Source organism: Sporosarcina luteola, from assembly GCF_007991495.1.
Classification (GTDB): Bacteria; Bacillota; Bacilli; order Bacillales_A; family Planococcaceae; genus Sporosarcina; species Sporosarcina luteola.
The window spans coordinates 26,527-44,481 of the sequence record NZ_BJYL01000029.1 but is presented as its reverse complement, the minus strand read 5'-3'; the positions used below and the strand labels follow the sequence as shown (position 1 = coordinate 44,481).

The window sequence follows — 17,955 nt, the reverse complement described above, 5'->3', positions numbered from 1 at the left end:
AGTTTTTATACATACTTGTCGAATTGGAGTGTTGAATTTGGGTAGAGTATGTTATAATTCTGTTATTATCAGGTACTAATATTAGGTGATAGATTTTCTAAGGAGGACACTATGGAGGATTTATTAAAACTAAAAGGAAAGAACGTTGTCGTTATGGGCGTTGCGAACGAACGCAGTCTTGCTTGGGGAGTGGCAAAATCTCTTTTTGAAATCGGAGCGAATGTCATTTTCACGTATCGTAAAGAACGTTCACTCGTAAAGCTTGAAAAAGCATTAGAAAGCAATGGCCTGGAAGCGAAAATGATTGTTCAATGTGATGTCAATGAAGATGAAAGCATCCAACATGCATTCACATTGATCGGCGAAACGCTTGGAACAATTCATGGCCTTGTCCATTCCGTCGCATTTGCGCATGCGGAAGATTTGAAAAATGATTTTGTCGAAACGACAAGAAGCGGCTATGCATTCGCGCAGGATACAAGCTCCTATTCACTCATTGCGACAGCGAGGGAAGCTCGTCGCTATATGACGGAAGGTGCGTCTATCATTACGATGAGCTATCTCGGGGCAGAACGCGTTCTTGATGGCTATAATGTAATGGGAGTTGCAAAGGCTGCGCTGGAAGCCTCCGTCCGTTATTTAGCAAATGATTTAGGGAAAGAAGCAATCCGTGTCAATGCGATTTCTGCGGGCGCGGTCCGCACATTGTCTGCAAAAGGTGTTCCTTCATTTAACACGATTTTAGGTCAAATCGGAGAGAAGGCTCCATTGAAACGCAATATTACGAACGAGGAAGTAGCGAAGATGTCAATTGTGATGTTGAGCGACCTTTCTAGCGGTGTAACCGGCGAAATTATTTACGTCGATGGTGGCTATCATATAATGGGATGAAAAAGGAGCCTTGAGGGCTCCTTTTTTCATTGTCGTATACTGACAACCCTTATTGTATGATATAAGTGAATCTAGTTAATTTCCAAAACGTCATAGTGAGGAGATGAAAATGATGAAGAAGAAACCAATCTATGTAGAAATTGAAATCGATACAGAGTTGGAGGATGTGTGGAATGCATCACAAAATCCCGATTTGCATTCGCAATGGGATTTGCGATTCTCATCCATCACCTATTTGCCGAAAAAAGACGATGAGCCCCAATTGTTTACTTATAAGCGTAGTGTTCTTCCCTTACTTACAGTTGAAGGTTGGGGGAAAAGCATGGGGACGATGAATAAAGCGGATGGCACTCGATCTTCTTCCCTTCATTTCGGAACAGACCAATGGTTTTCGCCGATTAAAGAAGGAAAAGGGTATTGGAAGTACGAGCCGCAGGAAAAAGGTATCAAGTTCCTTACTCAATATGATTATGACGTAAACTTCGGCTCTTTCGGGAAATTGCTTGATGCACTCGCATTCCGGCCTTTAATCGGATGGGCGACCGCATTAAGCTTCGACGTTTTAGGAAGATGGCTTGAAAAAGGGGAAGCGCCTAGTTCGCAATATATGCGTTTTTTTATTACCTATGGAATGACGGTTCTTCTTTCATTCATTTGGTTGTATCAAGGGCTCGTCCCAAAACTGATTGGCATGCATCCCCAAGAACGTCTTATGGTGGAAAACACATTTTCTGCAAGTGAGGCAACAGTTACTGCCATTATGATAGGTGTCGGGATTTTGGAAATATTATTTGGAATTCTTTGGCTCATCTATAAGAGGAAGAAGCAATTATTTGCAATCCAGCTCGTCGCATTTCCATTGTTGACGGCAGCGGCTATATTGGGGGACCCGACAACTGCAGTACATCCTTTCAATCCGGTCACGTTTAATCTGGCGCTGTTTGCATTATCCTTGATCGGCTATTTTACGTGTAATGACGTCCCTACAGCAAAAAGTTGTAAAAGACAAAAGCAAAGAGCGCTTGCATAGCTGCGACCGGCATAAGGCAGATCTGCGAAACGGCGGTTTTTGCCGTGCAGCTGAGCTGACTTATGATCCGAGCAGCTAGCGCTCGGAGCTAGATGAAGAAAAAGGTGAATGATTAATGTCCATTTATAAGCAAGTGCTGGGAGACGAGTACTACCGGCTTCATCCGATGCTGCAGCAACGATACAATATCGGTCCTGATAGATCCTTCGAAGCGTCTGGCATTATGCATGAAATCAAAGGCGGGCCCAAATGGCTTTTTCCGCTATTCCGACTAGGCGTCTATTGGAAATTACTTTTCCCCGAACATGGGCGCTCAATCCCTTTTACAATTAAAAATACAGCACGAATCGGACCGGATGGGGAAAGTCAAATCCATTGGGAACGCATCTTCCATTTCGGAGCATCGAAGCGCTTTTTCAATGCGCTGATGAGCTTGGACGAGGAGCGGTCGGTCATAAAAGATTATCTTGGAGAGCCGCCATTGGTGTATTCCGATTTGACATTCCATGTATCTGACGATGGTTCATTAACAATCGGTTCATTACATCAGCGCGTGGTGCTTGGAAAAGTCGAGTTACCATTGCCAAAATTTCTGCAAGGACTTGCTACCGTCACAGAACGTTATGATGACAAGGACGGTGTCTTTAAAATAAATGTGAATGTCCGAAATCCTTTGATTGGCCATGTCTTTTCCTATGAAGGGGAGTTTAAGGAAAATGCGTAAATTCATCAGTCTCCATTTCGTATTGTTCGCTGTTATTGCTCTTTTCAGCGTTGATCCATGGCCGTCTTTATTATTGACTGTCGCACAAATCGCGTATGTACCGATTGCGATGAAGTTCGTCATGCATCAGAAAGACTGGTTTTCCAAGTACTATTTCTACTTCGCAATACCCGCGTATGCTTCAATTGCACTTATTCAAATTAGCCCGGTGGAATGGATTGCATTGCCAGCATTCATTTATTTCGCATTTACATTATGGATTGCAATCTATGGGCTGACCCGGTTTCTAAAAAAGGGATTCACCAATATTGAAGAGTTTTCAATCGATCTTGGACTAATGTATATCGCGCTCGGTGGCGCTTGGTTTTTTGCTTATGTTGTGGATATTAACACGGGGTTCACGCCATTATTAACTTGGTTGACTGCTATTCATTTTCATTACTCTGCCCTTCTTTTACCGATCTTCATAGGACTGCTTGGAAGATTGCACAAACCACGTTCCTACTCAGTTTTCACAGCGCTGTTGTTGGCATCACCAATGGTTGTGGCAATCGGCATCACATTTTCAAGATGGATTGAATTGATATCAGTCTTACTGTACATCGTTGGTTTAGCCGGAATGATCACGATTGCTTGGCGCGCAAACTTTCCAAAACGCATTCAGAAATGGCTAGTGTTTATTTCTTTTTCATCTCTCGGGGTCACAATCGTCTTTTCGTTGTTATATGTGCTTGGAAACGGCTTCGGTCTCACTGCCGTTACGAAAGACTTTATGCTGCGTTTTCACGGCGTTTTGAATTGTCTCGTCTTTGCGTTGTTCGGAATTGCCGGATGGGCGTTAGCTGTTCCATCTTCGAATTATCAAGAACCGAAATTCCCAGTTAGCAGGATGAGGGGAAAGCAACGGGTAGATAATCTTGGCGCTCCTGGAAAGTACAAAGGGCTTGTCGATGATATGAAAATGTATGACATCGGCGATATATCCCCGGGCATTGTCGATTTTTACGAAAATACAAACGATTATCGGCTATTTGCAACCATTCGATGGCGGAGTTGGTTCAAGCCTTTTGCATTCGTCTATTCATTTATTAGCCGGAAAACAGAGCAGATTAATTTACCGCTGCATCGTAATGAGGTGGAAATGACAGGTGATATTATTACGGTAGGAGATGGCTTGGACGGAAGAGAGGATGTCCGCGCATGGATTCGGAAAGTCGGTGAAAAGTATGCCTTCATCGCACTTTATTCTCATCATCAGTCAGTTGAAGGCGTTCCATTCATGAATATCGCATTGCCTCTGCCCTTTTCGACGATGACCGGCATCTTGGAATTAAATGCCAATGGCAGGGACTTGCAGCTAACGAGCCGTAAAAATGCAGCTGCCTCGGATGCAGGAATTTATTTAGCATTCAGATTGGGTCAGTATTTCAGACTGCCGCTTGAGGAAAACTTCGTCGTCCACGAAGAAACGGATGGACAATTGCACGCGAAACATGAAATGTGGATTTTCTCGATTCCTTTTTTGAGAATTGACTATACTATTGTTAAACGAGCAGCGCCAGATGGAGAGTAACCTCCTCTGGCGCTGCTAGTTTAAAGCGCAAGACCCGCTTCCTTGAGCGCGATACTCGTTTTCTTGAGCGCGAAACTCGCTTACTTGAGCGCGATACCCAAATTCATTGAGCGCAAAACTCGCTTGCTTGAGCGCGAGACCCGATTCCTTGAGCGCGAAACCCGATTCCTTGAGCGCGAAACTCGCTTGCTTGAGCGCAAGACCCGTTTCCTTGAGCGCGAGACCCGATTCCTTGAGCGCGATACTCGCTTTCTTGAGCGCGAGACCCGTTTCCTTGAGCGCGATACTCGCTTCCTTGAGCGCGATACTCGCTTTCTTGAGCGCGAGACCCGATTCCTTGAGCGCAAAACTCGCTTGCTTGAGCGCGAGACCCGTTTCCTTAAGCGCGAGACCCGATTCCTTGAGCGCGAGACCCAAATTCATTGAAACCGCTCAAACTTTTTCTTCGGCGCGTATCCCCGGAAGTAAGATCTGTTGCAGACTATTCCCCAATCTCCTTCATCAACCCTTTATTTCCTTTCGTCAATATGTTTTCGTAATCGATATACGCATATATATCATCGGAAATCGTATCACTAAACGTCGTCAACTCCTGGACGGTTAAATCCTCGATCGCTTTCTTTTCCGCTTCGCAATAAATAATGATTTTCCCTACAATTTCATGTGCATCACGGAATGGCGTCCCTTTGCTCACCAAGTAATCGGCCACTTCTGTTGCATTCAAGAACCCGGCTTTGATAGCTGCTTTCATATTGTCCGCATTCACTTCCAATGTATCAATCATCTTGGACATGATTTCCATACAATCCAACACTGTATCAAGCGCATCGAAAAATTGCTCTTTATCCTCCTGCATATCCTTGTTATACGTGAGGGGAAGACCTTTCAACGTTGTCAATAATGCGAATAAAGAACCGTACACCCTGCCCGTCTTTCCGCGGATCAATTCGGCAGCATCCGGGTTCTTCTTCTGCGGCATAATGCTGCTGCCTGTTGAATACGCGTCCGCCATTGTAATGAATTTGAATTCCTGGCTGCTCCATAAAATCAATTCTTCGCTCAATCGGCTCAAATGCATCATGATGATTGAGAAATCGGACATAAGTTCAAGCATATAATCGCGATCACTGACACCATCCAAAAAATTATCGACCGGTTTCGCAAATCGTAAAAGAGCGGTTGTCACATCCCTGTCGATGGCATGTGTCGTTCCGGCAAGCGCTCCGCATCCCAATGGATTTTCATCCAAGAGTTCAAGCGCATTGCCGACTCGTTTTTTATCGCGCTTGAACATTTGCTCATATGCGCCTAAATGATGTCCGAACGTGACGACTTGTGCGCGTTGCAAATGCGTATAACCCGGCATGATAACGTTATTCGCCATCGCTTTTGCATGCAAGGAATCGATGAGCGACTGAAGACTATCGATCACCTCAATCGCTTTATTTTTTGCATAAAGTCGCATATCGACCGCCACTTGATCATTTCGGCTGCGCGCAGTATGTAATTTCTTCCCCGTCTCTCCGATTCGCTCAGTCAAATGCATTTCCACAAACGAATGGATATCTTCATAATCCCCCTCTATCACTAGCTGCCCGGATTCTATATCATGAAGAATGGAATCAAGTCCTTGCGTTAGCAAATCCCCTTCTTCCGGCGTCAGCAGATCACTATGCACAAGCATTGCGACGTGCGCTAGGCTGCCTGCAATATCTTCATGGTAAAGCCTATGATCGACCGGCAACGACGTATTGAACTGCTCCATGATTTGATCTGCACGATTTGTAAAACGTCCTCCCCAAAGTTTCATGGTTAATTAACCTCCATTATGTATTTTTATTCACTTCATTGTATTATAATGATTCAGTTGCTGATATGCAATTGATTCTACAGTTATGATCGTCCACATGCCGACTTCTCATTCAATTTCTTGCTACAATTACGATGAAATGCTATGCTTGAATGAATGATAATTAAAAGAGTGATGACAATGTTTGCAAATAATTATACACAATACGATATCATTTTCTTTAACGAGCCCTTGACAACAATATGTCAGGGCTTTTTGTTTCCCCAGGGAAAATCAGCTTGGAGGTCAGATGAATGACAACTAAACATAGCCATTCCATTGCTTCTGTTTTTGCAATTTGGATCAGTTTGATGAGCAATATTGTCTTAACGGTTTTGAAAATACTTGTTGGAATACTTTTCAACAGTCCGGTATTATTGGCAGACGGTTTTCATAACGCAGGTGATGTCGTTGCGTCGGCCGCAGCATTGACTTCCATGCGATTTTCACAGCGCCCTGCCGATGAAGACCATCCTTACGGTCACGGGAAAGCGGAAGTCATCGGATCGGGGATTGTCGCCATTATTCTAGCCGCCGCTTCCATCTATATCGGATATGAGGCTGTGAAAACATTTTTTGAAGAACCCGCAAAGGCAAGTGTCATCGCCCTAATTACAGCGCTTGTGTCCCTTTTCTGGAAACAAGGTCTTTATATCTACACGATGCGCGTCGGAAAGAAAGCAAACAGCAAAGGGTTGATTGCAACCGCCTACGATCATTTGGCGGATGTATATGCTTCCCTTGCCGCGGTCGTCGGAATCGGCTTGGCGCTAATAGGCGATGCTTTTGATATTCCGTTCCTCGCTTACGGAGACCCTTTCGCAGGGGTGATCGTCTCCATTCTCGTCTTAAGGCTCGCTTATGAAATCGGGAAAGAGGCGATGGACATTTTAATGGAAAAGAATGTTTCCGAAGATCGACTTAGAGAGTTTGCAGCTCTCATTCGCACGATTCCTGAAGTAAGACGGATCGACCGCCTGCGCGCACGGGAGCATGGTCATTATGTCCTCGTCGATTTACGCATCGGCATTCCGGGCACACTCACGATCCAGGAAGGTCATGATATATCGAGTGAAATCCGAAATTTGATCATCAATGAGCATCCCGATGTGGATGAAGTGCTCATTCATTTGAACCCTTGGTATCCAGGGGAATAGTTGGGCAAATGATACAGGATATGCGGTATACTGTTGAATGAAAAGGAGTGTCTTTCATGTTAAAAGAAAAAATCACACATTTAATCGATACTAATGAACCGTTATTTTCGATTGAAAAAGCGTATGCGGTCAATCAAGGCTTGATGAACGAAAATAACGAAGTTGGAAATAAAGAATGGGAATTTCCAGTTATTGAAAGATGCCTAAAAGAGACGGAAGAAGTCATCATAGAAGAGCAAGATTCTTTCATGAATCAACCCATTTCCTATTTTGCCAAAAACGCTGATGAGTTCCTCTATATCGAATCGAACGCTTTCGAAACGATTGGCGTCGATGGAATTGCATTCGAAACGGATGATGTGTTCCAGACATCCACAGTTCTATTCGGATTGAAAGTACAGAAAAAATGGGGTCCTTTCTTAAAAGGATATTTCGAAGAAAACGTCGGTGCAAAGACGTTCAGCGCCATGTTCTCAGACAAAGACGGATTGTGGGACGTCAATATCCCGCTTGATCATTTGGATGGTTTTCAAAGTGAAATGCCTATAAAAGATGCAATGGATCTTGCCTACCAATTCATCTTTAAGCTGCTTGAAGCAATCGAGGCTGCAAATTGAGACATGCATTTGAAGTGGCAAAAGAGGAATTCATCTACACATATGTACGGCAAACGGACGAACATGACTTATGCCGATTGGAAATGAGGGCTTTTTTCGGTTGCGACAGTCCATCGAACGTCATTAAGAGCAATGTGAAAATTGATCCAAGCAGAAGCCCTTTCATGAAGGAACGGCTACAAATTATGTTTTCTGGAAACGATTTTGAAGCGTTAAAAAGACAAGCATCCGAATTTGTCTCACTTCAGACATTCAAAGTGACTTGCTTGAACTCGATTGCTTTGGATACGACAGCTAAACTTCATCATCCTGAAAGGCGTTCCATTGAGCGGGAAATCGGTGAAGTAATTCAAGGAGAAGCCGATTTACTGAAGCCACTAGTTAACTTTGGCGTCGTCTTACTTGATGACGTTTGGCATTTCGGCATTATCGAGGAAAGCAAGCCGATATGGCGATTCCATATGAAAAAGCCTCATATGTATTCTACTGCGCTCAGCACGCGTGTTGCACGGGCTGTCGCAAACATTGCTGTTCCGCATCCTGAGGGAATCCGGGCGATCGATCCGTGTTGCGGAATCGGGACTGTTTTGGTCGAAGCACGTTCGATGGACATTGATATTGTCGGAAGGGATATCAACCCTCTCGTCTGTCTCGGCTCCAGAAAGAACCTTGCACATTTCGGATTGGCGGGCGAAGTTGCCATTGGCCCTATTGCTGAAGTGACGGATACATACGATGCCGCAATTATCGACATGCCCTATAATCTATTTACGCATATCACCGCCGAAGGGCAACAGGACATTTTAAAGAATGCTAGACGCATAACTTCGCGTCTTGTAGTTGTTACGATCGAGCCGATGGATCATATGATTGCTGAAGCAGGATTTGAGATTGTTGATCGTTGCATCGCGAAAAAAGGAACGTTCGAACGGCAAATTGTTGTTTGTGAATGAATAAAAAAAAGACCCTATAAATAGGGCCTTTTTTTAGCTATTATTAAGCTTTTTGAACGTTTGTAGCTTGTAGGCCACGTTGTCCTTGCTCAATTTCAAATGTTACACTTTGACCTTCGTCTAAAGATTTGAAACCGTCGCTTTGGATTGCAGAGAAATGTACGAATACGTCTTCTCCACCTTCACGCTCGATAAATCCAAAACCTTTTTCTGCATTAAACCACTTAACTGTACCTTGTTCCATAATTGTTGCCTCCTCGTGTGGATTTCCACACATGTGTTACTATCTTTGTTCAAATACTTTAGACGAATAACAAAATCTATTCTTAATCCGAAAAAGAACAAAAATAATTCTTCTTTAGAATACCATGCCCCTGACGAAATAGCAAATGGAATGATTTTTATTCAAATGCAATTATCAAAAATACCATCTTCTATTGTCTTTTCAATTCATTTTGTGTGACTAAGAATTCTTCTAAATTTGGTGACTGATTATATTTAATTGCGGCTTGCTTGTCTTTATCTATAATTGCTTTGGTTAAATCAATTTGGTTTATACTGGCAATAGCTACCGCGTAATGAATGACATCGACTAACTCTTTTTCGAGAGAAGCATCGGATGTAATTGATTTACGACCTTCTTGCTGATTTAATACTTCTGCCACTTCCCCTATTTCTTCTACTAATTTCATGAATAGCCCTGATGACGTACGGCCTTCCTTATATTTTTGCGCTAAATAATTTTGTAATGCCTGAAACGTTAATTTCTCCATATATTGAGTCCTCACAATGCCTATTCGTTAGATTTCTGGACGAGTGCTTCTGCTTTTTTCATTGGTATTCGCTTTCCCACTCACGCTCTAAAATGCTGTATAAAAGTGAATCACGCCAACCATCTTTTAATAATAAAACCTCACGCATCCTGCCTTCCTCACTCATTCCTACTTTCTCTAGCACTTTTAATGAACCGATATTTCTTGGATCACAAGTTGCAAAAATACGATGTAGTTTTAATTCAGTAAAGCCATACGAAAGTAACAGCTCCGCTACTTCTGTTGCAAATCCCTCCCCCCAGTATTGAGGGTTCACTATGTACCCTATCTCACCAGTTCTATTCGTATAGTCTCGAATATTTATCTCGCCTGCACCAATCATCTTTTCGCTTTCCTTTATAATTATCGCAAAAACAAATCTGCTTCTCGGTTCCTTTTTAGCATCAACAAGTACTTGTAACACAAACTCCTTAGACTCTTGTTCAGAGTTCGGCCCCCATGGCTGGTATTGACAAACCTTTTCTAGCGAAGCATATTTGTGAACATCTATCCAATCATTTTCTTCTATTTCTCGCAGTATAACTCTTTTACTTTCTAGGTTATTGATCATCATAGTACACCTTCCTGTCGCTGAATATTTTCAAAAAAAAACTCTTATACTATCCAAGAGAAAGAATGAAAATACTATCTGAAAGGGGGGTTCCTCTCTCATGCGTCTTTCCAGTTATATTTCTGTTCTTATCGTATATATCCCAAAGCTCCACCGGAATTCCTCCAGTCTTTATTATCATTCTTGGTTTTCAAACCAATTCAACGCTCGCTGTTCCAATTCATTTACAAAAGGCTTTTTTGCTTTGCTGTAAAAAGCCGTGTCATCATATTTTTGAGCTAATTCTTCTTTCAAATATGTATAACGTTCAACTTCGTCGGGATGAGTTCTCAAATAATCTCGTAGTGCCAAGTGTCTTTGGATATGCCGATTATCCTGTTCATAAACATGAATGTGATGGGTTCTGTTTTCCCCGCCCTTACGAAATAACCGCCGACCTTCAATTCCCCAATCACCAGCAACGTCATAGCCAAGTGAATGCATATATTCATTAAACGTATCAATTTTATTGATGTCTTTCACGAGACACATCATATCAATGACAGGCTTTGCCTTCATACCCGGAACAGCGGTACTTCCGAAATGTTCAAATGTAATAATTTCATCTCCGAATATACTTTGCCATAATTGGGCTTCCTCATTGAACAGTTGAACCCAATTTTCATCGTACTCGGTCAGTCTGACTTTCAAATAAATTCCTCCTGTAATCGTCACTGGCTTTCAAGTTCTTATAAAGGGTCCTTTATAAATCCCCAAAACGTCATTTCGCCTTTTTCGTTCTCCACAATACTGTAAGGGTTAATTTGATCAAAATATCTTCGGACAAATTTCCCTTCACCTACTGGGTAGATTTCAATATGAAGATTGCTGGAGAATCTCGTAAAGTATAATTTGTTATTAATGAATTCTATTTCTATTTTATCTTTCAAGTATGTTCCACAATATTGTTGAAGCTGACTTTCATTCATTGAAACCTCTTGGTGTTTAGTAGGAGCAGCTACTTCAATATGATGGAGTATATCTGAAATTGCATTACCCAGTCTGTACTGATTTATGGCCTCATTATTGGATAAAATGATGATACAAATATCTTCATCGAAAAAACTTTGCATATACGTACTGATTCCAAGATGATCTCCACCATGGGAATACTTATCTGTGCCGTAAACCTGTTGGTGCTCAAGTCCGTAGCAGTAATTATTTTGGTTCACGTTAAAAAATCTAGTATACCCTTTCTCAGAAAGTAGCTTCCGATCGCGCAAACAGGTATACCATTTGTACAAATCCTCGCAGTTAGAAACGATAGCGCCTGCCCCAATACTAAATTTTTCATTAAAATACGGGCTTTTGATCATTTCATCAAGATCCTTTACGTAATTACATGATCTATTTTTAATCGGTTTGCAGCCATCATCAACTTCGCTGTTCATCATATGTAAAGGCAGGAAAATATGGTTTCTTAGAAAATCATCATATGTTTCCCCAGAAACATTTTCAATGATCCACGCTAGCAGATTATAATTCGAGTTATTGTAATCAAATATCGTTCCTGCCGGCTTTGTAGGCTTTTTATTAATATACTTCTGAAAAAAATAGTCTCTGGAATAATTCATCCTGTTGTCACCAGCAAAGAAATCATCTTCAAAGTTCGTGAAATTATTTAAACCAGACGTATGTGATAATAAATGATGTACTGTGATCGATTCGTCAATCTTCATGTCAGCAGGGAGGTATAAGTTTGCAGGTTTATCGATATCCAGCATTTTCTTATCGTAAAGGAGCATAATCGCAAAGGCAGTAAACTGTTTTGATATTGATGCAATAGAAAAGCGCGAGCTCATATTATTTTTTATCCCAAATTCGATACTTGCATAGCCGTATGCATTTTCAAAAAGCGCTTCCCCTTTTTTGATCACTTGGATAACACCAAAAAAGTCCCACATCTTTAGATAATCATTGATATATTCTTCTAGTTTGGTTCGTAGTGTAATGAGTCACATTAAATCTTCTAATAACCGTTTGTTTTTGTCAAACTCTCCCGGCAGTGAATCTATACTCTTCCCTTTCAATGTGCTAAATTATTGGCATATTGAAAGGGAGGAGTATTTTTATGATCATCAGTCACGATTTCGGTGTGAATTTAAGGGAATACGAGGCGCGGGGTACGGAAAATGATTTCCCTGAATTTGAATGGTGCCCAAGCTGTAAATGCGTGGGGTCAGGGAATATTCATCTTAACGGTTTTTATTGGAGATATGGAATCACTGAAGAGATGGAGGTGAAAATTCCGATTCGCCGCATGCGGTGTCTGAACTGCAAGGTTACTATCTCAGTCCTTCCGGACTTTCTGATCCCATACTTTCAACATACCATTCATACGATGTTGGCGCGCGTACGAAAATATCTTCAACAAAAGAGGAAATCGAATGGAAGCCGGCAGCTATTAATGTTCCACGTCTCTCGCTTCATTAAACGGATCAATTGGATACATACCTTTTTTAACAGCATAGGAAAAGTGAGCGGAATTTCTGGAGATCTAAAAAAAGAGGCCACAAAATATTTAAAAATGATCCTTGATTTTGGCGAATCAACCTTCCTAAGAAGGAGCTGGGGTCATTTAGATAAATACTTTATGGCACATTAATCTTACCATGTTTTGATGTTTTTAAAAATTTTTATCATCCCACATAACTTTTCCATCGTCAGAAAATGGTGAGAAATGTAGAATAAGAGTCATGGATGACCGGTCGTCCTTCTATCAAAGGGAGGAAGATTCCATGACTGAAAAAGAACGTGAACAAGTGGCCTTGTTTCGTCATGGCCTGATTGCGCCCCTGTTGAATGGGCAAGTTGATCCGAAGGATTATCTAGATGGTTTGGCGGGAAAGGTGCATTCCATTCCCCATTATGGAGAACGTAAAATCGCTGCAAAGACGGTGAAAGAGTGGCAACTGAATTACCGTCGCAATGGTTTCGAAGCACTGAAGCCGAAAAGGCGCGGGGATCGTGGAAGTTCCAGAAGGCTTTCGCCGGAAGATCAGGATCATATTCTGGAAGAACGAAAAAAAGTTCTCCACATGCCTGTCAGCGTCTTTTACGAGCAACTGATCAAGAGTGGAGAAATCAAAGAAACACAAATATCTTACTCCACTATAAACCGGTTACTCAAAAAACACAACCTGGCCGGCAGGCAAATTATAGCCATTCCCGAAAGGAAACGATTCGCCCATGAGAAAGTTAATGTCCTATGGCAGGCGGACCTGTCCCACGGCCCTTACGTGCCTATTGGAGGGAAGAAGAAAAAGACCTTTCTTATCGCCTATATCGATGACTGTTCACGTCTTGTCCCCTATGCGCAATTCTTTCCGTCGGAAAAGTTCGATGGATTAAGAGTGACGACAAAGGAAGCTCTTCTTCGGAGGGGCAAGCCGACCATCATCTATGCGGACAATGGAAAAATCTATCGATCAGAAACACTTCAATATGCCTGTGCCCAACTAGGCATTACGCTGGCTCATACTGCCCCTTACGATCCTCAGAGTAAAGGGAAAATTGAACGCTTCTTCAAGACCGTGCAAACTCGATTCTATCCATTATTACAAGCAGATCCTACCGACTCTCTTGAAGAGTTGAATGAACGCTTTTGGCACTGGCTGGAGGAGGATTACCACCGAAGGGTGCACGCTTCTTTGGAAGGCAGAACCCCGCTTGAGGTATATCACGAACAACTGGATCAGTTGACTTTCCTAGAAGACTCCTCGATCCTGGACACCATTTTCTTAAAACGAGAGCACCGTAAAGTGAAGGCTGACGGAACCATTACTTTGAATAAGCAATTATATGAGGTCCCTTCGCGTTTCATCGGTACCTCCATTGATGTGCGTCTGGATGAAAATGGCGTCTATATCTTTGAGGAGGACCGGAAGGTCGCGGAAGCCAAACTCGTTTCGATGAAGGACAATGCGCATGCGAAAAGGGTGCGTTCCCCTTTCATAAAGGCGAACCACCAGGAAGAGGAGGGAATTGATCATGTATAAAGCGTATTATTCCCTGGCACGTACACCCTTCTCCAAAGACCTCCGCCCGTCAGAGGCCTTCCCGTCAACGGATTACGAGGGGGTTCAGCAAGCGTTGTCCTATTTACAGAAAACAAGAGGCATTGGGCTGCTTGTCGGTGAAGCGGGGGCTGGTAAAACCTTTGCGTTGCGCTCATTCAAGGAATCGTTGAATACTTCCTTATACCATGTCGTCTACTTTCCACTTTCCACAGGAGGGGTAATGGACTTTTACAGGGGGCTTGCCTACGGCTTAGGTGAAGAGCCGAAATTCCGCAAGGGGGACCTGTTCCGTCAAATTCAGCAAGGGATTGAACGGATGGCTGAGGAACGGAAACTGACACCTATTTTCATCTTGGATGAAATGCATATGGCGAAGGACGCTTTCCTGCAAGACATTGCACTTCTTTTTAATTTCAAGATGGATTCAACGAATCCGTTCGTCCTTATCCTTTCGGGTTTACCTCATCTGAAAACGCGTTTGAAGTTGAACCATCACCGGCCGCTTTCGCAACGGCTGATCGTAAATTATGAATTCCAGCCTTTATCAAGGGAAGAAGTGACCGCATACATTGAACACCATCTGAAGGTGGCCGGTGCAAAGATGCCGATTTTTACTGACACAGCCATTGAGGCCATTGCATCCCGATCGCAAGGTTGGCCACGTGTCATCAACAACCTGACAATCAACAGCCTATTATACGGTTTTCAGTTAAAAAAGGAGCACATCGACGAAGAGGTCGTCCGACTCGCTATCGAAGCAGGTGGACTTTCATGAGTCGTGGAATCCTGGTCTTCGACCAAAGTGAGCAGGAATGGAGGGCATGGATTGGTCAGGAGGCCTATTACATCGTACAAGGCGATACATTTGAGTTGCGTGTGCAAAATAGATATTTTAGAGCCTTTTTAGAAAAGGACTGGGAGTGGTTTGTCACATTGAATTATGAAGTGGTTTTTACGCTGCATCCCCAGGAAGTGTATAAGATAAGGATTAACAAGCAACATCATATGAAAGTCGGGACCCCTTTTTAGGGGTTTTACTTTTCGTAAGTTAGCTGGAGTTGTGTGGAAAAGCTTTTTCAAAATCTGATGGAATGTGACTGGATGAGCACATTAGTCCAGCTGTCATGCCGGAGGTATGTGGAAATAGGCATCTGAGATAATGTGCTCGTTTACACGTAGTGCTTGCATCAGTTCACACTCCACACACCGTTTATTTCACATAGAAATATAGGTCAATGCGGCAGCACCGCATTGACCTTTCAGAAAGGCATTTCACCCGATTATAGAATACTTTCAACCTCTTTCAGAAGTTCATAAGCACCTTTCGATTCATTGGAACAGACCACGATTATCTTTTTGGCTTCCGGATAGTAAACTGAACGGAAATTCACACCTGGATCATAACCCATCTGAATATACTTAACTACTTTTTTAGAGTCATCTAACTCCATAAAACCGCAATACCCATAATATATATTATCCTCTTCATCTACTATCTCACGAGGCACGAACAACATTTCAGTCATCTTCATAGACAACAGTTGGTGGTTCGTTAATGCTTGCCAAAATCTAACCATGTCCTCGACCGAGACAAATGCTCCCCCGTCTGGTCCGCCTTTTGCGGGCAAGGAATAAATATTTGTTTTCCAAGTCCCTTCCGAATCCTCAATGTGGCCAAGTGCCGTTCGTTCTGGCAAACGGTCCATTTCGAAGTATCCCGCATTCTTCATGTCAACTTTACGGAAAATATGTTCCTCGACAAATTCAGCAAAACTACACTCAGTCACATGTTCTACAATTAGTCCCAGCAATATATAACCGGTATTGTTGTACTGAAACGAACTGCCAAGACGATCTTGCATTTTTTCATTCTGAAACATCGGTAAGAAATCCTTTGGAGACCGAATGTGATACATAGGACGTGAGTTCCAAAGCATCTCGAAATCGTCCATTATTTCTTCATTAAAGTAGTCAGGTGCTCCTGATGTGTGTGTTAGTAAGTGATGAATGGTGATATCTTCGTCAAAATTCGGAAAGTCTATATCTAAACAGTCTTTTAATTTTGTGTCAAAAGAAATCTTTCCATCTTCAACTAACAAACAAATAGCAACCGACGTGAATATTTTACAACCGGAAGCAATCGCAAATCTTGTATTTACTTGATTGACAATTTTCTCTGATCGATTGGCGAAACCATTACTTCCCTTTAAGGTTTCATTTCCTTTTTGAGCATAAAATGCGCCTGAAAATTGAAAATCCTTCTGCACATTTTCTAAATGGATTAATTTATTTTCTGTATTCATTATTATTCCTCCTGAATTCCCTTTTTTATATTCGTTTTTGAAATATAGAAAGGAATTCAGTTAGTTTGTTCACACCAAATAACGAATCACCATACAGCTCCCCCACCTTTCTACTAAGATATTAGACTACCCACACTTAACATTCAACTCTCATTTATCTGTTTAGTTAAAATTCCACATAAAATGGTTGAAGACTATTATCAAGACAGTAGTGAACCTCCCATCACTAAAGTGACGAGCTTCTTGGGTAGTAGATGCTTTTGTCAGCCATCTAAATTGACCAAGCTCAAAGGGGTGAACCCTCCCCGTGTGTCATTAATTCGCCAGCTTGAGCAGATTTCGGCTGGCGTTGATGTCCCTGTCATGTGTGGATTGGCAATTTGTACAGGTCCATTCTCTGATGTTCAACGATAATTTCTCGCCTTTATGTTCACATACACTGCATGTTTGGGTAGAAGCAAACCATTGATCCGCCTGGATGAGCGTGCGGCCAAGCCAGGCGGATTTATACGTCAGCTGTCTGGTGAATTCATGCCAGCTGACGTCGGAAATTGACTTGGACAGTTTGCGGTTCTTTAATAGATTCGATGTTTTTAACGTTTCGATAACAATCACTTGGTTTTCGTGTGTTATCCTGTAAGATAATTTATGAAGAAAGTCTTTACGCTGGTTGGCAATCTTCTCATGCTTCTTGGCCAATACTAAGCGGGCTTTCTCTCTGTTTTTGCTTCCGGCTTTCTTTCTGCTGAGCGCTTTTTGCGCTTTGATCAACTGTTTCTCGGACTTTCTGTGAAACTTCGGATTGCTGTATTTTTCACTCCTGCCGTCATCATTCGTTGTAATGGCGAAGTTTGACAAACCTAAATCGATTCCTATTTTGTTTTTAGCGGGAATCCGTTCAGCCTCTTCCACCTCTACTAAAATGGAAATATAGTATTTACCGGAAGGCGTCTGACTGACCGTGCACGACTTGATCAGACCGTTGAATGGTCGATGATATTTGATCTTTACGAAACCAATCTTGGGCAATTTGACTTGATTGCCTTTTACGCGGATATTGCCGCCTTGATTGTTTGTTTTGTACGTTTTTTTACTTTTGTGCTTCGACTTGAATTTCGGAAAGCCAGCGCCTTCCTTAAAGAATTTCCTGTAAGCGGCATTTAAATCCAACTGGGCATTCGCTAAAGCGAGGTTATCCACTTCGTTCAGGAAGTCGAATTCTCTTTTGAACGAAGTATAGGTTCTCGGTTTATACAGTTTAAGCTTGTCCTTGTCATCCTTATAACTTTCATACAGCCCAATTCGGTCAGCCAGCATTTTGTTGTAAATAAAGCGGACACAGCCGAAAGACTTCGCGAAGAACTCTTTTTGTTCAGCGTTCGGATACATTCTGTATTTATAGGCTTTCAGCATGTGA

20 protein-coding genes are annotated in these 17,955 nt (G+C 42.3%); 11 read left to right on the top strand and 9 right to left on the bottom strand.

Features of this window, described 5'->3' with window-relative positions; translation table 11 throughout:
- Nucleotides 1–111: 111 nt before the first annotated feature.
- The 4 genes from fabI (at nt 112) to SLU01_RS11175 (ending at nt 4,218) form a co-directional block, all read left to right on the top strand.
- Nucleotides 112–891: an enoyl-ACP reductase FabI gene (fabI, locus tag SLU01_RS11190; protein WP_147058307.1), complete on the top strand. Its 780-nt coding sequence runs from the start codon at nt 112–114 to the stop codon at nt 889–891.
- A gap of 112 nt (nt 892–1,003) precedes the next feature.
- A complete protein-coding gene (locus SLU01_RS11185; RefSeq protein WP_147058305.1) occupies nt 1,004–1,921 on the top strand; it encodes a DoxX-like family protein in 918 nt (305 codons plus the stop codon).
- Between the two features lie 115 nt (nt 1,922–2,036).
- Nucleotides 2,037–2,645 carry a DUF4166 domain-containing protein gene (locus SLU01_RS11180; RefSeq protein WP_147058303.1) on the top strand — a complete coding sequence of 203 codons (609 nt, stop codon included), beginning with the start codon at nt 2,037–2,039 and terminating at the stop codon, nt 2,643–2,645.
- On the top strand, nt 2,638–4,218 hold the full coding sequence (locus tag SLU01_RS11175; RefSeq protein WP_170232679.1) for a YndJ family protein: 1,581 nt from the start codon (nt 2,638–2,640) through the stop codon (nt 4,216–4,218). Before SLU01_RS11180 ends, SLU01_RS11175 begins: the two co-directional genes overlap by 8 nt.
- Nucleotides 4,219–4,233: 15 nt before the next feature.
- Here SLU01_RS11175 and SLU01_RS18000 read toward each other — a convergent pair whose 3' ends face one another.
- Both SLU01_RS18000 and argH read right to left on the bottom strand, forming a co-directional pair.
- Nucleotides 4,234–4,641 carry a hypothetical protein gene (locus tag SLU01_RS18000; RefSeq protein ID WP_170232678.1) on the bottom strand — a complete coding sequence of 136 codons (408 nt, stop codon included), beginning with the start codon at nt 4,639–4,641 and terminating at the stop codon, nt 4,234–4,236.
- 58 nt (nt 4,642–4,699) lie between these two features.
- Nucleotides 4,700–6,028: an argininosuccinate lyase gene (argH, locus tag SLU01_RS11165; RefSeq protein WP_147058299.1), complete on the bottom strand. Its 1,329-nt coding sequence runs from the start codon at nt 6,026–6,028 to the stop codon at nt 4,700–4,702.
- A gap of 293 nt (nt 6,029–6,321) precedes the next feature.
- Between argH and SLU01_RS11160 the strand changes: the two genes are divergently transcribed.
- From SLU01_RS11160 to SLU01_RS11150, 3 genes are read left to right on the top strand one after another with little or no spacing between them, the layout of a single operon-like run.
- The gene (locus SLU01_RS11160; protein ID WP_147058297.1) at nt 6,322–7,224 is read left to right on the top strand and encodes a cation diffusion facilitator family transporter; all 903 of its coding nucleotides are present in this window, start codon (nt 6,322–6,324) and stop codon (nt 7,222–7,224) included.
- 56 nt (nt 7,225–7,280) lie between these two features.
- Nucleotides 7,281–7,841: a branched-chain amino acid aminotransferase gene (locus SLU01_RS11155; RefSeq protein WP_147058295.1), complete on the top strand. Its 561-nt coding sequence runs from the start codon at nt 7,281–7,283 to the stop codon at nt 7,839–7,841.
- The gene (locus SLU01_RS11150) at nt 7,838–8,794 is read left to right on the top strand and encodes a TRM11 family SAM-dependent methyltransferase (protein ID WP_246110963.1); all 957 of its coding nucleotides are present in this window, start codon (nt 7,838–7,840) and stop codon (nt 8,792–8,794) included. Before SLU01_RS11155 ends, SLU01_RS11150 begins: the two co-directional genes overlap by 4 nt.
- A gap of 43 nt (nt 8,795–8,837) precedes the next feature.
- Here SLU01_RS11150 and SLU01_RS11145 read toward each other — a convergent pair whose 3' ends face one another.
- The 5 genes from SLU01_RS11145 to SLU01_RS11125 form a co-directional block, all read right to left on the bottom strand.
- Nucleotides 8,838–9,038 (bottom strand): cold-shock protein, encoded by a 201-nt coding sequence (locus tag SLU01_RS11145; RefSeq protein WP_147058293.1) that lies wholly within the window; start codon nt 9,036–9,038, stop codon nt 8,838–8,840.
- A gap of 190 nt (nt 9,039–9,228) precedes the next feature.
- Nucleotides 9,229–9,567, bottom strand: coding sequence for a MazG nucleotide pyrophosphohydrolase domain-containing protein (locus SLU01_RS11140; protein WP_147058290.1), 339 nt, complete (start codon nt 9,565–9,567; stop codon nt 9,229–9,231).
- Nucleotides 9,568–9,625: 58 nt separating this feature from the next.
- Nucleotides 9,626–10,177 carry a GNAT family N-acetyltransferase gene (locus tag SLU01_RS11135; protein ID WP_147058367.1) on the bottom strand — a complete coding sequence of 184 codons (552 nt, stop codon included), beginning with the start codon at nt 10,175–10,177 and terminating at the stop codon, nt 9,626–9,628.
- A 177-nt stretch (nt 10,178–10,354) separates the two neighbouring features.
- Entirely contained in the window at nt 10,355–10,867 is a 513-nt protein-coding gene (locus tag SLU01_RS11130) for a GrpB family protein (protein WP_147058288.1), read from the bottom strand.
- 38 nt (nt 10,868–10,905) lie between these two features.
- Nucleotides 10,906–12,093: a serine hydrolase domain-containing protein gene (locus SLU01_RS11125; protein ID WP_246110962.1), complete on the bottom strand. Its 1,188-nt coding sequence runs from the start codon at nt 12,091–12,093 to the stop codon at nt 10,906–10,908.
- 194 nt (nt 12,094–12,287) lie between these two features.
- On the opposite strand from SLU01_RS11125, the gene SLU01_RS18470 reads away from it, so the two are divergent.
- The 4 genes from SLU01_RS18470 to SLU01_RS11110 all read left to right on the top strand — a co-directional run bounded on the left by SLU01_RS18470 (nt 12,288) and on the right by SLU01_RS11110 (nt 15,264).
- Nucleotides 12,288–12,821 carry a DUF6431 domain-containing protein gene (locus SLU01_RS18470; protein WP_373866414.1) on the top strand — a complete coding sequence of 178 codons (534 nt, stop codon included), beginning with the start codon at nt 12,288–12,290 and terminating at the stop codon, nt 12,819–12,821.
- Between the two features lie 133 nt (nt 12,822–12,954).
- Nucleotides 12,955–14,214 (top strand): TnsB C-terminal domain-containing protein, encoded by a 1,260-nt coding sequence (locus SLU01_RS11120; RefSeq protein ID WP_147058282.1) that lies wholly within the window; start codon nt 12,955–12,957, stop codon nt 14,212–14,214.
- A complete protein-coding gene (locus SLU01_RS11115) occupies nt 14,207–15,010 on the top strand; it encodes an ExeA family protein (protein ID WP_147058280.1) in 804 nt (267 codons plus the stop codon). Before SLU01_RS11120 ends, SLU01_RS11115 begins: the two co-directional genes overlap by 8 nt.
- Entirely contained in the window at nt 15,007–15,264 is a 258-nt protein-coding gene (locus SLU01_RS11110) for a DUF5348 domain-containing protein (RefSeq protein ID WP_147058278.1), read from the top strand. The genes SLU01_RS11115 and SLU01_RS11110 overlap by 4 nt, the downstream gene beginning before the upstream one ends.
- A gap of 251 nt (nt 15,265–15,515) precedes the next feature.
- Here the strand turns inward: SLU01_RS11110 and SLU01_RS11105 are convergent, their stop codons facing one another.
- Nucleotides 15,516–16,538, bottom strand: coding sequence for a serine hydrolase domain-containing protein (locus SLU01_RS11105; protein ID WP_147058276.1), 1,023 nt, complete (start codon nt 16,536–16,538; stop codon nt 15,516–15,518).
- A 315-nt stretch (nt 16,539–16,853) separates the two neighbouring features.
- Nucleotides 16,854–17,951 carry an IS200/IS605 family element RNA-guided endonuclease TnpB gene (gene tnpB / locus SLU01_RS11100; RefSeq protein ID WP_147058275.1) on the bottom strand — a complete coding sequence of 366 codons (1,098 nt, stop codon included), beginning with the start codon at nt 17,949–17,951 and terminating at the stop codon, nt 16,854–16,856.
- Nucleotides 17,952–17,955: the final 4 nt, after the last annotated feature.